This window comes from Saccharothrix stipae, assembly GCF_054781895.1.
In genome coordinates this window covers 228,733-248,078 of record NZ_BAAGTN010000001.1, presented here as the reverse complement: position 1 = coordinate 248,078, position 19,346 = coordinate 228,733, and the positions used below count along the sequence as shown (strand labels likewise).

The 19,346-nt window shown below is 72.5% G+C and carries 14 protein-coding genes; 9 read left to right on the top strand and 5 right to left on the bottom strand.

Going from position 1 to position 19,346, the window contains the following annotated elements:
* Positions 1 to 4: 4 nt before the first annotated feature.
* The gene (locus ACYVLT_RS01055; RefSeq protein WP_461118146.1) at positions 5 to 571 is read right to left on the bottom strand and encodes a DUF3090 domain-containing protein; all 567 of its coding nucleotides are present in this window, start codon (positions 569 to 571) and stop codon (positions 5 to 7) included.
* A 129-nt stretch (positions 572 to 700) separates the two neighbouring features.
* Between ACYVLT_RS01055 and ACYVLT_RS01050 the strand changes: the two genes are divergently transcribed.
* From ACYVLT_RS01050 to ACYVLT_RS01040, 3 genes are read left to right on the top strand one after another with little or no spacing between them, the layout of a single operon-like run.
* Positions 701 to 2,641: a prolyl oligopeptidase family serine peptidase gene (locus tag ACYVLT_RS01050; RefSeq protein WP_461118145.1), complete on the top strand. Its 1,941-nt coding sequence runs from the start codon at positions 701 to 703 to the stop codon at positions 2,639 to 2,641.
* Positions 2,638 to 3,495, top strand: coding sequence for a S66 peptidase family protein (locus tag ACYVLT_RS01045; RefSeq protein ID WP_461118144.1), 858 nt, complete (start codon positions 2,638 to 2,640; stop codon positions 3,493 to 3,495). The genes ACYVLT_RS01050 and ACYVLT_RS01045 overlap by 4 nt, the downstream gene beginning before the upstream one ends.
* Positions 3,492 to 4,169: a dienelactone hydrolase family protein gene (locus ACYVLT_RS01040; RefSeq protein WP_461118143.1), complete on the top strand. Its 678-nt coding sequence runs from the start codon at positions 3,492 to 3,494 to the stop codon at positions 4,167 to 4,169. Before ACYVLT_RS01045 ends, ACYVLT_RS01040 begins: the two co-directional genes overlap by 4 nt.
* A 27-nt stretch (positions 4,170 to 4,196) precedes the next feature.
* On the opposite strand, the gene ACYVLT_RS01035 is transcribed toward ACYVLT_RS01040, so the two are convergent.
* Together ACYVLT_RS01035 and ACYVLT_RS01030 are read right to left on the bottom strand one after the other, a co-directional pair.
* Positions 4,197 to 5,801: an outer membrane protein assembly factor BamB family protein gene (locus ACYVLT_RS01035; RefSeq protein WP_461118142.1), complete on the bottom strand. Its 1,605-nt coding sequence runs from the start codon at positions 5,799 to 5,801 to the stop codon at positions 4,197 to 4,199.
* Between the two features lie 447 nt (positions 5,802 to 6,248).
* Positions 6,249 to 6,818, bottom strand: coding sequence for a hypothetical protein (locus ACYVLT_RS01030; RefSeq protein ID WP_461118141.1), 570 nt, complete (start codon positions 6,816 to 6,818; stop codon positions 6,249 to 6,251).
* Between the two features lie 110 nt (positions 6,819 to 6,928).
* On the opposite strand from ACYVLT_RS01030, the gene ACYVLT_RS01025 reads away from it, so the two are divergent.
* Positions 6,929 to 7,363, top strand: a complete 435-nt coding sequence (locus tag ACYVLT_RS01025; protein ID WP_461118140.1) for an Hsp20/alpha crystallin family protein — start codon at positions 6,929 to 6,931, stop codon at positions 7,361 to 7,363.
* A 386-nt stretch (positions 7,364 to 7,749) separates the two neighbouring features.
* Positions 7,750 to 8,274, top strand: coding sequence for a DUF6886 family protein (locus ACYVLT_RS01020; RefSeq protein WP_461118139.1), 525 nt, complete (start codon positions 7,750 to 7,752; stop codon positions 8,272 to 8,274).
* Between the two features lie 35 nt (positions 8,275 to 8,309).
* On the opposite strand, the gene ACYVLT_RS01015 is transcribed toward ACYVLT_RS01020, so the two are convergent.
* Entirely contained in the window at positions 8,310 to 11,663 is a 3,354-nt protein-coding gene (locus ACYVLT_RS01015) for an nSTAND1 domain-containing NTPase (RefSeq protein WP_461118138.1), read from the bottom strand.
* Positions 11,664 to 12,106: 443 nt separating this feature from the next.
* Between ACYVLT_RS01015 and ACYVLT_RS01010 the strand changes: the two genes are divergently transcribed.
* From ACYVLT_RS01010 to ACYVLT_RS00995, 4 genes are all read left to right on the top strand, one after another.
* On the top strand, positions 12,107 to 12,967 hold the full coding sequence (locus ACYVLT_RS01010) for a hypothetical protein (RefSeq protein WP_461118137.1): 861 nt from the start codon (positions 12,107 to 12,109) through the stop codon (positions 12,965 to 12,967).
* A 265-nt stretch (positions 12,968 to 13,232) separates the two neighbouring features.
* Entirely contained in the window at positions 13,233 to 13,874 is a 642-nt protein-coding gene (locus ACYVLT_RS01005) for an HAD family hydrolase (RefSeq protein ID WP_461118136.1), read from the top strand.
* Entirely contained in the window at positions 13,871 to 14,878 is a 1,008-nt protein-coding gene (locus ACYVLT_RS01000; RefSeq protein WP_461118135.1) for a phosphotransferase family protein, read from the top strand. The genes ACYVLT_RS01005 and ACYVLT_RS01000 overlap by 4 nt, the downstream gene beginning before the upstream one ends.
* Complete coding sequence (locus ACYVLT_RS00995; protein ID WP_461118134.1) at positions 14,878 to 16,089, top strand: acyl-CoA dehydrogenase family protein; 1,212 nt, start codon at positions 14,878 to 14,880, stop codon at positions 16,087 to 16,089. The genes ACYVLT_RS01000 and ACYVLT_RS00995 overlap by 1 nt, the downstream gene beginning before the upstream one ends.
* Before the next feature lie 17 nt (positions 16,090 to 16,106).
* On the opposite strand, the gene ACYVLT_RS00990 is transcribed toward ACYVLT_RS00995, so the two are convergent.
* Positions 16,107 to 19,343: a hypothetical protein gene (locus ACYVLT_RS00990; RefSeq protein WP_461118133.1), complete on the bottom strand. Its 3,237-nt coding sequence runs from the start codon at positions 19,341 to 19,343 to the stop codon at positions 16,107 to 16,109.
* Positions 19,344 to 19,346 lie beyond the last annotated feature (3 nt).

Genomic DNA, 19,346 nt, shown 5'->3' with positions numbered 1-19,346 from the left:
GCGCTCAGCCCTCGTCCGAACGACGGTAGCCGTTCTGCCGCGGGCAGACGTGCCCCTCCGGGTCCAACGGCTCCGCGCACAGCGGACACGGCTTGCGGCCCGCCCGCACCACCCGCTCCGCGCGCTCGGCGAACGCCCGCGCCTCCACCGGGCTCAGGAACACCCGCACCGCGTCGGGGCCCTCCTCGGTGTCGTCGAGCACCACCGCCTCGTCGACCTCCTCCTCGGTGATCGCGAGCAGCTCGACGACCACCGCGCGGGACTCCGCGTCCCAGCCCAGCCCCATCGTGCCGACCTTGAACTCCTCCTCGACCGGCACCTCCAGGGGTTCGGTGTCCCGGAGGTCCTCCGGGGCCGCCTCGGGAACCTCCGCGCCGAACCGCCGGTGCACCTCCTCCAGCAGCGAGCCGATGCGCTCGGCGAGTACGGCGACCTGTTGCTTCTCCAGCGCCACGCTGACCAGCCTGGCCTCCTCGGAGGCCTGCAGGTAGAACGTGCGCTCGCCAGGCTGCCCGACGGTGCCGGCGACGAACCGGTCGGGCTGGCGGAATACGTGGATGACGCGTGCCATGACAACGACGACCCTAGGCCACGCGAGCAAGATCGGCAGCCCTGCCCCCGGCTTTTCCACGACCGGCGAACACGACTCACCGCCGATCGGCCCCGACCGGCCCGCGACCGGCACCGATAAGGTCGGCGCGTGGTGACGATCGCACCGTACGGAACGTGGACATCGCCCATCGGCGCGGCCGACGCCGCCGCGGCCGGCGGGGGCCTGCACTGGGTCGACCTGCACGACGGGCGCCCCTGGTGGGCCGAGGGGCGCCCGGCCGAGGGCGGCCGGGTCGCGCTGGTGCGCGACGGCCAGGACCTGCTGCCGCCGCCGTGGAACGCGCGCAACCGCGTCCACGAGTACGGCGGCCGGCCCTGGGTCGTGCTGGACACCCCCGAGGGGACGCGCGTGGCGTTCACCAACTGGGACGACCAGCGCGTCTACGTGTTCGACCCCGACGACCCGCGGCCCGTCCCGCTCAGCCCGCCAACCGTCCGGCACCACGGTTACCGCTACGCCGACCTCACCGCCGGACCCGACCACGCCGAGGTGTGGTGCGTGCGCGAGACCGTGACCGGCGACGCGCGCACCGACGTGCGCCGCGACCTGGTCGCGCTGCCGCTGGACGGCTCCCCGCCCCGGGTGCTGGCCGCCAGCCACCACTTCATGACCGGACCCCGGCTCTCGCCCGACGGCCGCCACTACGCCTGGATCGGCTGGGACCACCCCCGCATGCCGTGGGACGGCACCGAGCTGTGCGTGGCCGAGGTCGGCTCCGCCGAGTACCGCGTGCTCGCCGGCGGCGAGACCGAGGCCGTGTGCCAGGTCGAGTGGGAGGCTCCCGCCCCGGGCGCGGCCGACCCGACACCGTCCATGCTCGCCCTGACCGACCCCGACGGCTGGTGGAACCTGTTCCGCATCGGCCTGGACGGCACCCGCCGCAACCTCGCCCCGTGCGCCGAGGAGCTGGGCGGGCCGATGTGGAGGCTGGGCAACCGGTGGTTCGCCACCATCGGCCCCGGCCGCCACGCCGTGCTGCGCTCCGGCGCGCTGGCCGTGCTCGACGAGCGCAGCGGCACCGTCACCGACGTCGACGTGGACCTGCCCTTCTGGCACGCGCACCTCGCCGTGCACGACGGCGTCGTGGTCAGCGGCGCCGCCGGACCGCGGACCGAGTCCGCCGTGGTGTCGCTGGACCTGTCCACCGGCGTGCTCACCGAACACACCCCCGGCGGGTCGGCGTTGCCGACGCCGTACCTGCCGGTGCCCGAACACCGCGTGTTCACCGGCCCCGGCGGCGACGTGCCCGCCTACGTCTACCCGCCGCGCAACCCCGACTTCGCCGGACCCGACGACGAGAAACCGCCCTACGTCGTGCACGTCCACGGCGGGCCCACCGGCCGCTCGGCGCCCGTGCTCGACGCGGAGCTGGCCTACCTGACCAGCCGCGGCATCGGCGTGGTCGCGGTCGACTACGGCGGCTCCACCGGCTACGGCCGGGCGTTCCGCGAACGGCTGCGCGAGCAGTGGGGCGTGGTCGACGTCGAGGACTGCGCCGCCGTCGCGCAGGCCCTGGCCGACGAGGGCACCGCCGACGGCGCCCGGCTCGGCATCCGCGGCGGCAGCGCCGGCGGCTGGACCTCCGCGGCGTCGCTGACCTCGGTGAAGACCTACCGGTGCGGCATGGTCGCGTTCCCCATCCTCGACCTGGCCGGCTGGACCGGCGAGGGCGGCGAGACCCACGACTTCGAGTCCCGCTACGTCGAGGGCCTGGTCGGGCCGTGGCCCGCGACGGCCGACCGGTACGCCGAGCGGTCCCCGTCGCACCGCGTCGACCGGCTGGCCGGGCCCGTGCTGCTGCTGCAAGGCCTGGAGGACGAGATCTGCCCGCCCGCGCAGGCCGACCGGTTCGCCGGCGCGCTGGAGGGCACCGGCATCCCGCACGCCTACCTGACGTTCGAGGGCGAACAGCACGGGTTCCGCAAGGCCGCGACCATCGTCGCCGCGCTGGAGGCCGAACTGTCGTTCTACGGGCAGGTCTTCGGCTTCACCCCCGACGGGATCCCGGTCCTGGAGCTGCGCCGGTGACACCCGCCGCGCCGCCGTTGCTCCGGCCGGGGGACCGGGTCGCCGTGGTCAGCCCCGCAGGCCCCGTCCCGGCCGAACTCCTCGACGCCGGCACGACGTGGCTGCGCAGGTGGGGCCTGGACGTGCTGCTCGCGCCCCACGTCCTGGACACCCACCCCACCCTGGACTACCTCGCCGGCCATGACGCCGACCGCGCCCGCTCGTTCGAACAGGCCTGGCTCGACCCGTCGGTGGCCGGGGTGCTGTGCGCCCGCGGCGGGTACGGCAGCCTGCGGATGGTGGACCTGGTCGACTGGACCGCCGTCGCCGCGCACCGCAAGGTCTTCGTCGGCTCCAGCGACACCACCGTCCTGCACGAGCGGTTCGGGCGGCACGGCGCACCCACCTGGTTCGGCCCCATGGTCGGCACCAGGGCGTTCGTCGAGGACACCGCCGCCCGCGAACGGCTCCACGCCGCCCTGTTCACCGGTGTGTCCTCCTACGACGGCGTCGGCCTCGTGCCGGGGACCGCCCGCGGTGTCGCCGCCGGCGGCACCCTCAGCCTGTTCGAGGCGCCGCCGCCCGACGGCGCGATCGTGCTGCTGGAGGACGTCAACGAGGAGCCCTACCGCCTCGACCGGATCCTCACCGGGCTGCTGCGGTCGGGGTGGTTCGACCGGGTCGCCGGGCTCGTCCTCGGCTCCTGGACCGGGTGCGGCGACCCGTCCGCGGTGCTCGCCGACCGGTTGGGCGGGCTCGGCGTGCCGATCGTCGCCGACGCCGGCTTCGGGCACCGCGACGGCCAGCGGACCGTACCGCTGGGTGTGCAAGTCGAGGTCGACGGCACCACCGGTGTGGTAGTCGTAGTGGCGTGAAGATCAAGGTCGCCGACGGCGAGTTCGACGCACCCGTGTGGGAACCGGCCTCCGGGCAGGGCCCCGGCATCGTGCTGGTCCACGAAATCTTCGGCCTGGACTCCTACCTGAAGTCCGTCGCCGCCGACCTCGCCGCCCTCGGCTACGTCGTCGCCGTCCCCGAACTGTTCTGGCGCGTCGCGCCCGGCTGGTCCGCCGCCCACGACGAGGCCGGCCTCGCCTCCGCCATGGAGGTCTCCGGCCGCTTCGACTTCGCGGGCGGCGTGGCCGACGTCATCGCCACCCTCGACCAGCTGCGGGCCCGCACCGGGCGCGCCGGCGTCTTCGGCTTCTGCCTCGGCGGGTCCATCGCCTACGAGACCGCGGTGGCCGCCGACCCCGACGTCACCGTGTCGTTCTACGGCTCCGGCGTGCCCGACCGGATCGGCGCGATCGACGCCATCACCTGCCCCACCCAGTTCCACTTCGGCGGCCAGGACCCGTTCATCCCGCGCGACGCCGTGCAGCGCGTGGTGGACGCGGTCGACGGGGCGCCGAACGCGGAGATCCACGTCCAGGAGGACGCGGGCCACGCCTTCCACAACCACGCCGCCCCGAGGTTCCACCACCCGACCGCCGCCGCCACCGCCTGGGACCTCACCACCGGCTTCCTCGCCCGCACCTTCCCGGCCTGACCGTCCGACCCGGTGCCGGTGCGACGGTCACAGGCCGAACGCGAGCAGCACGTCGCCGCCGTCGGGATTGGGGTACTCCGGCGCGTAACCCGCCTGCACGTACACCATCCCGTCGGCCACGACCGCCCCACCGCCGCCACCGGAGATCGTGCCGCCACGACCCGGCAGCCCGTTGACCCCGGTGAAGTCCCGCACGGTGTCGTAGGTCCACAGCACCCGGCCGTCGCGGGCCGAGTACGCCCGCATCTTGCCGTCGTTGCCGCCCTCCCACACCAGACCCGGGCTGGTGGTCACCGCCGGACCGTGACCCAACGTGCAGATCTCCGGGTGCGCGGCGGCACCGCCGGTCGTGCAGCCGTCCGCCGGGTTCGGCGTCTCCCACAGCACCCGGCCCGTCGCCGGGTCCACCGCGAACACCTTGCCCGGATCGGCGAAGTACGTCGCCACGTACAACCGGCGCCCGTCGAAGCTCGTGCCCCACTGGATGCCCGAGATGCCGCCGCTGGGCAGCGGGACACCCAGCTGCCGCCGCCACACCACCTCGCCGGTCGCCGCGTCGAACACGTGGTAGACGCCCAACTTCTGGCCAACCCCGACCAGCTTGCGGCCGCCCGCGGTGAACAGGTTCGGTGTCGCGCCGATGTCGTAGTCCAGCGCCGAGCCGTCCTTCAGGCCGGGGCAGTAGCCCTCCGGGTCGGGGCTGTTGCACAACCCGCGCCACGTGTCGGCCTTCGTGACCTGGTTGCGCCACTTCACCGCGCCCGTGCGGTGGTCCAGGGCGAGCATCGTGTCGAAGTCGCCCGCGCTGCCGGTGTAGTTCTGCCCGGTGCCGACGTAGACCGTCCCGCTGTGCGGGTCCACCACCGGCGAGCTCCACACCCCGGCGCCGGACGGCTCGTACCGGGTCGCGCCGCTCGGCCACGTGCCGGCCGGTTGCGGCTCGGGCACGGTGTAGTGCCGCCACACCAGCTCGCCGGTGCGCGCGTCGAGCGCGTCGATGTGGCCGCGGAACGTGCAGCACGGGTAGTTCGGGTCGTCGGTGGTGCCGTCCGGGCTGTTGGCCGCGTTCTCGCCGCTGGACGTGCCCACGTAGACCTTCCCGTCGTGCACGATCGGTGAACTGGTCACCGTCGCCGACGGGTGCGCGTCGACCTGCTTCGCCCACACCACGCGGCCCGTGGCCTGGTCCAGCGAGTACACGAACCCCCGCAGGTCGCCGAAGTACACCCGCCCGCCCGAGACCGACGGGCTGTCCCACGGGATCGCCGGACGGGCGCCCGGAGCGATCCCCGACAGGTCCGTCGTCCACACCCGCGCGCCCGTCTTCGCGTCGCGCGCGTAGAACTTCCCGTCCGACCCGCCGAAGAACGCGACCCCGCCGACCACCGCGGGCTGACTGCGCACCGGCGCGGCCGACTTCGGGAAGGCGAACGCCCACTTCACGGTCAACTTCGACACCGTGCGCGGCGTGATCCGCCACTCCGCGGCGGCGTACCGCGAACCGGCCGCGTCCTTCGACCACGTGGCCCAGTCACCCGACCGGCCCGGCGAGGCCGACGTGGACGCGGCGGCCGCCAACACCACCGCCGAAGCCACGGCGACCAACGCCACCGCCCGTGCAGAGATCGCCATCCCCGACTCCCCTCCGGCACTGGTGGACGACCTCTCCACCGTGGCAGCAGGAGCCCGACGCCACGATCCGCGAAAGGGGCGGATCCCCTCGGCAGAAGGTCGACCCCGACCAAGCCGATCGGTTGATCCCCCGACCACAGCACAGGACTACCCTCCGCGCCCCGGCCCCGGCGGCTCGCACCGCAGCAAGCCGACACCCCATGACCCGACACCCCATGACCCGCCAACGCAGCCCGGTCAGGACTGGCTGGTCAGGACTGGCTGGTCAGGGCGTGCCGTCACGGGGCGCGGTCGGGGCGGTGATCACGGCCGGGTGGTCGGCAGCACGTTCGTCGCCCGCGCACCGTCCACGCGCGGCCGCCCGCTCAAGTGCCGTCCACGGCGCGGCGCGGTCAGGTTCCGTCCACGCGCGGCCGGGTGAGGTGTGCCGTCACGGGCGGCGTGCCGTCACGGGGTGTCGCGGAGCGTCGGGTTGTTGCGTGAGGTCCGGGTGTCGCGGCGCACCTCCTCCGCCTGGTCGCCGACGGCCTGGATCTCGTCGGCCAGCTCGGGGTGGCTGGCCCGCACTTTGCCCAGCGACGCCAGCAACGGCTCCAACAGGGCCACCGCGTCGTCCTCGGCCAGCGCCGAGTGCACCACCACGTCCATCCGACCGACCTGACCGGCCAGGCTGCGCAGCGACGCGGCGTTGTCGCGCGCCCACTGCGACACCGCCCGGTCGGCCGCCCTCTTGTCCCGCTCGGCCCGCACCCGGCCCTCGGCCGTCGCGCCCAGCTCCGACGGGCGCAGCCTCAGGTACCGCCGCTCGGCGGCCTGTCTGCTGGCCACGCCCAGCGCCGGCGCCAGCTCGGCCCAACTCGTGCCCAGCTCACGCGCCGCGGCGATCAGCTGCGGTTCCCATCCGGTCAGCTCCTCGCGCAGCCGCCGCAGGAGGACCAGCGCGGACAGCACCTGCCCGGCACTGAGGTCTTCCCCGGTCGCCGCCTCTCGGACGGTCTCGTAGTCCCCGATCGCCATGACGTCAACTTACCGATGACGTCAGGTGTTGTCAACGACTTGACGACGTGGTACAACTGAGTCGACAGCGCAGACAGCGCATTGACCCCACAGACCAGGAGGTGTTCCCGATGTTGATGCGCACGGACCCGTTCCGGGAGCTCGACCGGCTGGCGCAGCAGTTCCTCACCGGGCCGGGCACGTGGTCGCGACCCACGCCCATGCCGATGGACGCCTACCGCGCCGGTGACGAGTTCGTGGTCGAGTTCGACCTGCCCGGTGTCGCGCCGGAGGCGATCGACCTCGACGTGGAGCGCAACGTCCTGACCGTCAAGGCGGAGCGCCGCCCGAACCGCACCGACGACGTCGAGATGCAGCTGTCCGAGCGACCGCTGGGCGTGTTCTCCCGCCAGCTGTTCCTCGGCGACTCGCTCGACGCCGACCGGATCAAGGCCGACTACGACTCCGGCGTGCTGACGCTGCGCATCCCCGTCGCGGAGAAGGCGAAGCCGCGCAAGATCACCATCGGCCAGACCGACGGCTCACCCAAGGAGATCAACGCCTGACGACCCGACGCCGTCGGATACCGGATGTGCACCGGGTCTACGGCAGGTAGGCCCGGTGCACGTCGCACCAACGAAAACCAGCGGCCGCGTTCGAAGCCCACACGCCCGACCGACACGGCCGGCACACGGACGCCGACGTGCACGCCAGACGCGCAGACAGCCCGAGCGCGCATGTCGGGCACGGACCTCGCGGGAGCGGACAGGCCTGGCACCGACATCGCGGGCAGAGCCATCGCGGGCACGGGCATGTCGTGCGCGGACGTGTCATGCGGACTGTCCGTGCGCGGACGTGTGACGCGGACTGGCGGGTGCGGCCAATCGGGTGCGGACGCGTCCGGCGGAAATCGGTGGCCGGTGCCCGCGGGCGTGCACGAAGATCCCCGATCATGCGACCGGCGCCCGGCGAAGTGCTGCACTTCTCCGAAGACCCCACGATCACCCGGTTCGAGCCGCACGTCGCGGGGACGGCACGACAGCCCGAGGCCTACGTGTGGGCCGTGGACCACCGGCGGTCGCCCGACTACTGGTTCCCACGCCAGTGCCCACGCGCGATGGCATGGGTCGAGCCGACCACACGCGCCGAGGACCGGGCGTGGCTGGGCGCCGAACGGGTGCACGTGATCGAGTTCGGCTGGCTGCACCGGCTGCGGACCGCCCGCCTGTACGCCTACCGGTTCGACGCACGGGCGTTCCGGCCGTTCGGCGAGCCGCCCAACGCCCACGTGGCCACCGAACCCGTCGAACCGCTCGGCCCGCCCGAGCCGGTCGGCGACCTGCTCGTGCTGCACGAGGAAGCGGGCATCGAGCTGCGGCTGACCGCCGACCTGTGGCCGTTCTGGCACCGGGTGACCGCGAGCACGCTCGGCTTCAGCGGCATCCGCCTGCGCAACGCCCGACCCGAACCGACCTGACGCCGACCCGCACAACCCGACCCCACCACACCCGCTCAGGCGTCGGCGGGCCGGAGGCCGCGTTCGGTTCGCTGCGCGGCCAGTGCCCGGACCTGCTCGATCGGCGCGCAGGGTTCGCAGGTCCACAGCCGCGTCACGCCGTCGGCATGTGCGCTGACCAGCCGCTGCGCGTTCCGGCCGTAGGTGACCGACGGGGCCATCGGCCCGCTCCAGCGGACGACGACCGGCGCCTGACCGTCGCCGACGGGCCAGAACCTGACCGTCTTGTCGCTGCCCGTGCTGGCTACCCACCGGCCGTCCGGGCTGTAGGCCACGTCCCACACCATGCCCTCGTGACCGCGCAGGACGACCGGCGGCCCGGACCCGTCCGCGGCCCACAGCAGCACGGTCCCGTCCTGTGTCCCGGCGACGATCCCGGTTCCGTCCCGGCTGAACTCGACGCTCCACATGACCCGGTCCTCCCCCGCCCCCAGCACGTGCAGCGGCGCACCAGTGCGGGTGTCCCAGACGCGCAGGGTGCCGTCGTCGGACGCGCTCACCAGCCGCCCGCCGTCGGGGCTGAAAGCTGTCCGGCGCACGGAATGCCGGTGCCCTCGCAGCACCGTCGGCCGGATGGGCTCGTCGACCCGCCACAGGTGCACCGACCCTTCCGGCCCGGAACCCGACACCAGCAGGCCGTCCGGGCTCAGCGCCACTCCCAGCGCGTCCGGATTCGACGGCTGGGTGAGCAGCAGCCTGCCGCTGCCGATGTCCCAGACGCGGATGACCCAGTCCTCGGCGAGCGCGGCGGCCCGGCGGCCATCGGCGCTGACGGCGACACGGAGCACCGTGTCCCGACCGCCCTGGAGGACCGTCGGCGACCCACCGGACCCGGTGCTCCAGACCCGCACGGTGCCGTCGTAGCCGCCGCTGACCACGGTCGTCTCATCCGGGGTCACGGCCGTGTCCAGCGCGGGGCCCTGGTGCCCGGCGGGCAGGGCGAGCACCTCCCCGCCCGCGGGATCCCACAGGCGCAGGGTGCCATCGGCCCCGGCGCTGACCAGACGCGTGCCGTCCGGGCTGAACCGCACTCCCGCCACGCCGCCCGCATGCCCGCGCAGCTCGAACGGTTCGGTCCTCGCGGTCACGTCCCAGAGCCGGAGCACGCCGTCACTGCCGCCGGTGACGACGGAACGTCCGTCCGGCCCGAACACCACCGACGTGAGTTCGCTGGTGTGACTGTCGAACACCTCCTCGGGCTGCCCGCCACCGAGATGCCAGACCCGCACCGCGCCGTCCCCGCCCGCACTGGCCAGTCGGCCGCCGTCGTGGCTGAAGACCAGCGCCTTGACGTGGTGGGTGTGGCCGGTCAGCACCTCGGGATCGCCCGGCGTCCCGACCGGCCACATGCGGATGACCCGGTCGTCCCCGCCCACCGCGAGCCGCTGCCCGCTCGGATCGAACGCCAGGGTCAGCACCCGGCCGGGCGCGGGGAGCACCCGCGGTTCGGTGGCCGCCGGATCCCACAGGCGGACGGTGCCGTCGTCACCACCGGTGGCCAGCTGCCCGGAAGGGCCGAACGCCACGGCGTTCACGTTCCCGGTGTGGCCGGGGAGCGCTCGACGCGGGGTGCCCGAACCGACATCCCACAGCGTCGCCGCGCCACCCGCACCCACGGTGGCCAGCAGCAGGCCATCGGGGCTGAAGTCGACCCCGGCGACCGAGCCGCCGGTGGCCAGCACCATGGGCTTCCTGCCGAGCACGTCCCCGGCCCGATCCCAGATCCGGACCGTGCCGTCGTACCCGGCACTCGCCAGCTTGGCGCCGCTGGAGCTCATGGCGAGTCCGGAGAGGTAGCCCTGGCCGGTGTCCAGCGCGGCCCGGCCACGGGAATCGGCCACCGCCTGGCGCAACACCGCCGCCGCCTCGGCGGACGGCGAGCTGTCGAACGCCCGCACGGCCAGCGACAACCCGAGTTCCGGCTGCCTGGCCAGCTCGGCGCGGGCGGCGGCCACCTGCTGCCGGTGCGAGGCCAGGTCGCGTTCGGTCGCCACCCGGTCCGCCTGGACGACGGCGAGCCCGGCCAGGAGGCTGACCACCACCAGCGCGCAGCTCAGGCCCAGGACCACCAGGTTCCGCCGGCGCCGCGCGGCGGCGTGCTCCCGCAGGGCATCGGCTCGGCAGGCCGCCAGGAACTCCCGCTCCTGATCGTTGAGCGCGGTTTCGGGTCGGCGCTCCCAGGCGGCCAGCCGGACGCCGCGGTAGAGCAACCCCGGGTCCCGCCCATGGCTGTCCCAGTCCGCCGCGGACTCGGTCAGCCGCCGGTGCAGGTGCAGCGATTCCCGGTCCTCGGTCAGCCACTCACGCAGCCGCGGCCAGGACCTGATGAGCGCCTCGTGCGCGATCTCGACCGTGTCGCGGTCGAGCGTGAGCAGCCTCGCGGCCGCGAGCCGCTCCAGCACCACGGCGAGATCGGCGTCCTGGCCGTCGAGTTCGGCACGGGTGATGCGGCGCTTGGTGTCCGCGGTGCCCTCGCCCAGCGCGGTCAACCGCAGGAACAGATCCCGCGCCACCTGTCGCTGACGCGGTTCGAAGGAGTGGTACACCGCCTCCGCGGTCTGCCGCAGAGCACCGTCGATCCCACCGGCCGCCTGGAACCCGGCCAGTGAGAGGGAGTTCCCGCGCCGCCGCCGCCAGGTTTCCAGCAGCGCGTGCGAGAGCAGCGGCAGGACGCCGACCTCACTGTCGGCGTGGGTGCACAAGGTCGCCAGCAGGGCCGATTCCACCGAGCAGTCCACGCGCGTCGCCGGTTTCGTGATCGCGTCACGGAGATCCTGTCCCGACATCGGGCCGACCACCACCTGGTGGTCCTGCAACACCTCGACCAGTTCCGGGTACCGGCTGCAATGACCGTAGAAATCGGCCCGGACCCCCAGCACGATCCGCGCCCGGCTGTTCTCCGCGCCCGCCGCGGTCACCAGCAGCTCGATGAACCGCGAGCGTTCCCGCTGGTCACCGCAGAGCGTGAAGACCTCCTCGAACTGATCCACGACGAGGATCAGCTCGGCGTCGTCGGACCGGCCGGTGAGCACCTGCCGTACCAGCCGGTGCAGACCGCGTGCGTCCTCGGACAGGTCGTCGGACAACGTGGCCGGGCTGGTCCCGAGCGGGGTGGCGAGCTGGATCGCGCACTCCTCGATCGGGTGCCGCCCCGGCGTCATCATGATGACCACCGACTTCTCGGCCCGGAGTGCCGGCAGCAGCCCCGCCCGCAACAGCGAACTCTTCCCCGCGCCCGAGGCTCCGACCACCGCGACAAGGCGGTTCGCGCGGACCCGCGCGCTCAGCCTCCCGAGCAGGTCCCCTCTGCCGAAGAACAGGTCCGCGTCACTCTCCCGGAACGCGCTCAAACCCACATAAGGAGCACGAGCCTCGGGGGCGAGCGGCTCGGGTTCCGTCCGCCGTGCGAGTTCGGCGGCGACCTCGTGCCAGCGTTTCTCCCATTCTCCGGAATCCCCGTCACAGGCGCGGACATAGGCCAACGCGATCGCGAGGCTGGGCAGTTTCCGGCCGCCGGCAGCCGCCGACAACGCCGAAGCGGACACATGCGCCCGCGCACCGAGTTCCCGATACGACGGCCGCCCCACCTTCTCCCGAAGTCGCCGGAGATCCCTGGCGAATCGCACGAGTTCGTCATCTTCATCACCCAACGGGCGTTCGCCACGAGGCAACGCGCCACCCCCATCCCCCAGGGCGATTGTGCACGGTCCGTTGTCCAGTGTCCAGCGTCCGATCGTGCACAACCGATCGACGCTACACAGGAATGGTCCACACCGATCGAGGGGGAAATTCCATGGCCAAGAGATACGCTCGGCATACCGGGATCCTGTTCGCCACCGCGATGGTCGCGACACTGCCCGCGCTGGTCGGGTCACCGGCTGCCGCCGACTCGTCGTCGCCGATCACCGGGTACTCCAGCAGCAACGGGACGACGCTCAGCGGGGACTGGAACGGTGACGGCATCGACACGCCGGGCCTGTTCGTGCTAGGCGCCCGCGGCGGGACGAACACGTTCTACCTGCGCAACAGCAACACCACCGGAGTCGCGGACATCACGTTCGCCTACGGCAACGGCGGTTGGCCGGTGGTCGGGGACTGGGATGGCGACGGCGACGACACGCCGGGGCTGGTCCAGTTGAACCCCAACGGTACGAACACGTGGCTGCTGCGCAACAGCAACACCCCCGGATTCGCGAACATCACGTTCGTCTACGGCAACGGCTCTTATCCCGTAGTGGGGGACTGGGATGGTGATGGCGACGACACGCCGGGGCTGGTCCATTTGAACTCCGCCGGCGCGAACACGTGGATGTTGCGCAACAGCAACAGCTCCGGAATCGCGGACATCACGTTCGCCTACGGCACCGGCTCCATTCCTGTGGTCGGTGACTGGGATGGTGACGGCGACGACACCGCGGGCTTGTTCAACTGGAATTCTCCCGCGAACACGTGGATGCTGCGCAACAGCAACACCCCCGGAATCGCGAACATCACGTTCACCTACGGCACCATGGGTCACCAGTTGGTCGGCGATTGGGACGGTGACGGCGACGACACCCCCGGTATCGTCTTCGAGGGGCAGAACCCCAGGCCATGGCACCTGCGCAACTACAACAGCCCCGGCTCGGCCAACATCGTCTTCTTGTTCGGCTGAGCACCGGTCGCAGGTACCGTTCTCGCGCAGCCGACAGCTCACCGTCGCCCCGGAACGGCTGAAGATGACCTGCGCGGCCCGGTTGGAGCCTGACCCGGCCGCGACCGGCGGTGACGTGCGAGCGGCCCGCTCGACCCTCCACCTGCGCACGCCCACCGCGGCCCCGCCGGAACACTCCGGCGGGGCCGCGGTCCACTTCCGGTGGCAACAATCGGCGACCCCCGCCGCGGTTGCCTACATACCGACCGGTCGGTACCCTCTCGGCGTGGACGAACGGCGCATCGACGCGGTGGTGCTGGACTGGGGTGGCGTGCTCACGGTCTCCGTGCCCACCTTCATCGAGGACTGGCTGACTGCGGAGAACATCGACCCGGACCGCTACCGCCGGGCCATCCGGAACTGGATGGCGCGGGACGCGGCGCCCGACAACCCGGTCGCCCGCCTGGAGACCGGCGAACTGACGGTCGCGGAGTTCGAGGCGCTGCTGGCGGCGGAGCTGCTCACGCTCGACGGGCGCGAGGTCGCGACCGAAGGCCTGCTGCGCCGCATGTTCGGCGGCGCCGTCACCGACCCGAAGATGGTGGAGCTGGTCCGCGAACTGCGCGCCGACGGCCTGCGGACCGTGCTGCTGTCCAACAGCTGGGGCGAGGGCTACCCCGAAGAGCTGCTGCTGGAGCTGTTCGACACGATCGTGATCAGCGGCCGGGTCGGGCTGCGCAAGCCGGACCCGCGCATCTTCCACCACGCCCTGGACCTGATCGGCCTGCCCGCCCACCGGTGCGTGTTCTTCGACGACGCACCGGTCAACGTCGAGGCGGCGCAGGCGGTCGGCCTGCACGCCCACCGGCACACCGACGCCGACACGACGCGCGCCGTGATCGCCCGGCTCAGGGGAATCGCCGCATGACCGGACTACCGGGCCTGGACCTCGACCGGCTCGCCGCCCACCTGGGCACCGGCCCGTTGACCGGCGAGCTCATCCCCGGCGGCCGGTCCAACCTGACCTACCGGGTCACCGACGGCGACCGGCGCTGGGTGCTGCGCCGCCCGCCGCTGGGGCACGTGCTGGCCACCGCCCACGACATGGCCCGCGAACACCGGGTGATCAAGGCCCTGGCCGACACCGCCGTGCCGGTGCCGCGCGTCGAGCTGCTGTGCGAGGACACCGAGGTCATCGGCGCGCCGTTCTACCTGATGGAAGAGGTGCCGGGGGTGGCGCTGCGGCACCGCGACCAGTGCCCGTGGCTGACCCCCGACTCCGCCCGCGCCCTGTCCGAACGGCTCGTCGACGTGCTCGCCGACCTGCACGCCGTCGACCCGGCCGAGGTGGGCCTGGCCGACTTCGGCCGCCCCGACGGGTTCCTCAAGCGCCAGGTCGCCCGCTGGGGCAAGCAACTGGACGCCTCCCGCAGCCGCGAGCTGCCCGGCATCGACGAGCTGCGCGATCGGCTCGCCGGCAGCGTCCCCGACTCCGCGCGCGCCACGATCGTGCACGGCGACTACCGGCTGGACAACGTCCTGGTCACCCGTGACCCGCTGGACATCAGCGCGGTGCTCGACTGGGAGATGGCGACGCTGGGCGACCCGCTCGCCGACGTCGGCCTGCTGTGCGTGTACTGGAACGGCATCGGCGCTCGGGAGGAGGACCCGATCACCGGCACCGTGCCCACGCTGCCCGGCTTCGCCGACACCGAGGAGCTGGTGCGCCGCTACGCCGAGCGCAGCGGCGCCGACACCGGCAACCTGGCCTGGTACACGGCGTTCGCGTACTTCAAGCTCGCCGTGATCCTCGAAGGCATCCACTTCCGCTTCACCCGCGGCAAGACCGTGGGCGCGGGGTTCGACCAGATCGGCCAACTCACCCTGCCGCTGGTGCGGCAGGGACTCGCCGCGACCTCAGGGGAGCATTGATGGACTTCGCCTACGACGCCGAGACCGAGGAACTGCGCGAGAAGCTGCTGCGGTTCATGGACGAGTTCGTCTACCCCGCCGAACCGGTCGCCGAGCGGCAGCTGGCCGAGGCCGAGGACCCGTGGGCCCGGCCGGCGGTGCTGGAGGAGCTGAAGGCCGAGGCCCGCAGGCAGGGCCTGTGGAACCTGTTCCTGCCCGACGCCGAACACGGCGGTGGCCTGACGAACCTGCGGTACGCGCCGCTGGCCGAGATCACCGGCCGCAGCCCGCACCTGGCGCCCGAGGCGCTCAACTGCGCCGCGCCGGACACCGGGAACATGGAGGTGCTGGCGATGTTCGGCACCGAGCAGCAGAAGAAGCAGTGGCTGCGGCCCCTGCTGGACGGCGAGATCCGGTCCGCGTTCTGCATGACCGAGCCCGACGTCGCGTCCTCCGACGCCACCAACATCGCCACCAGCATCGTGCGCGACGGCGACGAGTACGTCATCAACGGCCGCAAGTGGTGGTCGTCGGGCGCGATGAACCCGAACTGCGCGATCTTCATCGTGATGGGCAAGACCGACCCCGACGCCGAACGGCACCGCCAGCAGGCCATGATCCTGGTGCCGCGCGACACGCCGGGCGTGCACGTCAAGCGCGGCATGCACGTGTTCGGCTACACCGACGCCTCCCACGGCGGCCACGCCGAGATCGTGTTCGAGGACGTCCGCGTGCCCGCCGACAACCTCATCGCCGGCGAGGGCGAGGGCTTCGCGATCGCCCAGGCCCGCCTGGGCCCCGGCCGCATCCACCACTGCATGCGGCTGATCGGCATCGCCGAACGGGCCTTGGAACTCATGTGCCGCCGCGTCGTCTCGCGGGTGGCGTTCGGCCAACCGATCGCCCGCCAGGGCGTGGTGCAGGAGTGGATCGCCGAGGCGCGGGTGCGCATCGAGCAGGCCAGGCTGCTGGTGCTCAAGACGGCGTGGCTGATGGACACCGTCGGAAACAAGGGCGCGCACACCGAGATCCAGGCCATCAAGATCGGCACGCCGATCATGGCGGAGTGGGTGCTGGACAAGGCGATCCAGGCGCACGGCGCGGGTGGCGTGAGCCAGGACTTCCCGCTGGCCGAGCTGTGGGCCGCGGCGCGGACGCTGCGCCTGGCCGACGGGCCCGACGAGGTGCACCGGATGTCCTTGGCGAAGCGGGAGCTCAAGCGGTACCTGTGACCGGCCGGCGCCGGCCGTCACGCTCGGGCTCCGCCCACACGATCAAGCTCGGCGACCACGGCGGCGTAGGCGTCCGGCCGGAGCCCGACAACCTCCTCGACGTGGTACCGCCAGTCCTCGGTCGTGAGTCTCCACGCCAACGTGCGCTCGGGTACCGGGACGAGGTGGGAGCGGAACATGTCGCGGACCGGGACGACGTTGGCGATGTCGTCGTCCGAGAGCCCGGCGGTCCGGGGCGTGATCTGTTCCAGTGCCTCTTCGAGTTCCGTGGCGGTCCTGACCCGGGCGGGGAGCAGGCGTGCGACCTGCCTGGCTCCGAGGGTGGACGTGCGGTCGTCGGTGCTGTCCTCGATGGCCTGCGCGACGGCATGAGCCTGTGCCGTGAGGGCGGTCGCGCGCTCGTCGTCGGCGAGCCGCGCGGCGAACATCAGCAGGTGCAGCACGGTGTCGAGGCGTTCAAGCGGATCTGTCAGGGACGCGGCGATGCACGCCGCGTCATCCAATAGGGCGTTCTCGCGGAACGCCTGGGCGACCAGACCCAACGCGACGGCTCGGTGCGCGTCGTGTGCCGCGGCGCGAGCGATGGACGTCGCCTGGTCCACGTCACCGACCACGGCCAGCCGACGGATCAGCTCCAACCGGGCACGTCGCTGCAAGGCAGGCACGGAGACCCGCTCGAGCGCGTGCGCGGCCACGTCGAGCATGCCCCGACCCGCCGTGCCTTCCGCGATTGCCGCCCACGACGCTGACCGGGCGGTCTCGTCACCCAGCGACCCGGCCAGCCGTTCGGCGCGCTCGACGTCACCGACGTCGACCATGGTCCTGATCCACAGGACCCACCGCTGCTCGTCGGCGCCCCCGTCGAGACCGGACCACGTGGACGCCAACTCCTCTGTCAGCAGGAGGAACTCGCGCCCGGCCGCCAGGTCGTTCTTCCGCAGCGCGGCGGCGGCGACGGACAGCACCCGTTCGGGTGCGTTCCGGGCCTGCGACGCGTGCCTGCGGGTGATCGCCGACGCGCGGTCGACGTCGCCGATCTCGGCCAGCGCGCCGGCCAGGAACAGCATGGCCTCGCTCCGACGCGCCGGGTCCGGCAGGCGGTCGGCGACGTCCTCGATGTCGGCGACGAGTTGCCGCGCGCGGTCGCCGTGCTGTGGGGCGATGACGCGGACCACTTCCGCGAATCCGGCACACAGGTCGACGTCGTCGTCGGTCGCGCGGGCGAGCGACTCGGCCCGCGCGGGGTCGTCGCGGGCCACGATCCGGATCACCGACCTCGACGCCCAGTCGGGCACCCGGTGGTCGACCGGCCGCATGAGCCGGATGGCGCGGTCGTGGTCGCCCACGCTCGCGATCCCGGTGATGGCCGACGCCAGGCTGGTCAGACGCTCTTCTTCCGACAACCGTTCCTCGACGTCCTGGAGAAGGCTCGTGACGCGATCGGAGTCGCCGAGTTCCGCCGCCGCGAGCATTGTGGCGACGAGGTTGTCCACGGCGGGCCTGCGCAAGGTGAAGGAGACCGATTCCTCGGACGCACCCTGGATGAAGGAATCCAGGATCTCGTCCGATTCGGCGAGCAGATCGGCGGCCGCGGCGCGATCCCCGGCAGCAGCGGCTTGGGCGGCCAGGTCGGCCAATGCCTCGGCACGCTCCATGTCGGAGCCGATGTGGTCGACGCAATGCCGCGCACCGTCGTGGTTCCCCGCCGCCGCGTACGCCTTGGCCACGGACGTCAGGGACCACGCCCCCAGAAACTGGTTGAGCGGCAGCGCGAGTTCCGCGGCCTTGTCCAGCAGCGCGTCCGCGCGATCGGGATCTCCCCCACCCCGCGTCGTGGAGGACATCAGCAAGAGGGCGTCGACGCGGTGGAGGAGGTCGGGCATGGCCTCGACCAGCTGTTCCGCCCGCTCGTGCTCACCGAGGCGCGACCAGCCCGCCGGCAGGTTCGAAGGCACCGCGCTGTTGCGCTGGTGCAGGCGGTTCCGGTGTACCGCCAGGCGGATCAGCGCCACCACGTCCGGTTCCTCCTGACGGAGGAGGAGGTCCTGGGCAGCGGCGATGTCGCCCAGTGCGGCACCGTCCGTGCCCGTGAGGACGCGCAGGCGGCGGTGGCGATCGGGGTCGGTGGCGTGCTCCACCACCCGGTCGACGTCACCGGTCGCCGTCAGCAGGGCGTAGTGGTCGAGCAGTACGTAGCCGGGCGTGTCCGGGGGCCAACGCCGGTCGCGGTAGCTGTCGGCCCAGCGGTGCAGCCGTTCCCGGTAGGTGTCCACCTGCGGCCCCAGGACGTCGACCGCCGTGCGCCGCAGTCCCTCGTGCGCCAGCAGGTAGACGTCCGACGAGGCACCCGGGCGGCTGACGAAGCTCCGGCCCGCGACGGTGTGGAGCCGGTCCTCGACCTGCCGCACCGAGGTGCCGGTCAACTCGGCGAGGTCCCGGATCGAAAGGCCGCCGCCGGAGGCCGTGAGCATGCCCAAGAGGTCCCGGTCGGTCGCCGTGCCGCCGACGAGCCGTTTCAGATCCCTTTCCATCTCGATCCGCATCGTCCGGGCCTCCGAGGACGGGGTGAGCCGGTGCACGACTCCCGGATCACGCAGCGGGTGGTCCTCCGGTACGTCTTGCGGGATCGGCGGGAACGGTCGGCCGGACACGATCACCCTCATCCCTCCCGGCGGTCTGACCGGCAGGAACGCGGCGACGCTGTGCGCGTCGGGGCTCCCGTCGAACCCGCGGTCCTCGTCCAACCCGTCGACGATCAGCACGAAGTGCTCGCCTCGCGCGCGGCACAGCTCGGCGGCTTCCGCCAGCAGACCCAGCACCTCGATCTCCAGGGTCGGGGTGACCGGCTGGTACCGGGGTCGGCGGAGCAGTGCCAGGAGCTGGACGAGCAGGTTGTTCAGGAACGCGTACCGGTCGTTCTGGCCGGCCAGTCGCGCGGTGACGAAGAACGACACCACCCGCACCTTCGGCGGCGGGTTCAGCACGAACCACGACAGCAACGCCGTCTTGCCCGACCAGGCGTCCGCGCGCCACCACGTGTACCGCCCCTCGGTCTCGGGTGACGTGCAGAACTCCGCCAGCAGACGGCGCTCGGCGTCGCGGCCGACCAGCTCGGCCGGCGCGATGCGTTCCACCTGCCGCAGGTACTCGCCGGCGGCTGACGCGCCACCGTGCAGGTGGACCCCGCCGTGGATGGTGTGCGCTTGGACCACGGGGCCGTTGACGCCGCCGGCCACCCTGTTCTTCCACCGCACGAG

Coding starts and splice junctions, on each gene's coding strand:
- ACYVLT_RS01055 (WP_461118146.1), bottom strand. CDS start 571: ATGGCACGCGTCATCCACGTATTCCGCCAGCCCGACCGGTTCGTCGCC.
- ACYVLT_RS01035 (WP_461118142.1), bottom strand. CDS start 5,801: ATGGCGATCTCTGCACGGGCGGTGGCGTTGGTCGCCGTGGCTTCGGCG.
- ACYVLT_RS01030 (WP_461118141.1), bottom strand. CDS start 6,818: ATGGCGATCGGGGACTACGAGACCGTCCGAGAGGCGGCGACCGGGGAA.
- ACYVLT_RS01025 (WP_461118140.1), top strand. CDS start 6,929: ATGTTGATGCGCACGGACCCGTTCCGGGAGCTCGACCGGCTGGCGCAG.
- ACYVLT_RS01020 (WP_461118139.1), top strand. CDS start 7,750: ATGCGACCGGCGCCCGGCGAAGTGCTGCACTTCTCCGAAGACCCCACG.
- ACYVLT_RS01010 (WP_461118137.1), top strand. CDS start 12,107: ATGGCCAAGAGATACGCTCGGCATACCGGGATCCTGTTCGCCACCGCG.
- ACYVLT_RS01000 (WP_461118135.1), top strand. CDS start 13,871: ATGACCGGACTACCGGGCCTGGACCTCGACCGGCTCGCCGCCCACCTG.
- ACYVLT_RS00995 (WP_461118134.1), top strand. CDS start 14,878: ATGGACTTCGCCTACGACGCCGAGACCGAGGAACTGCGCGAGAAGCTG.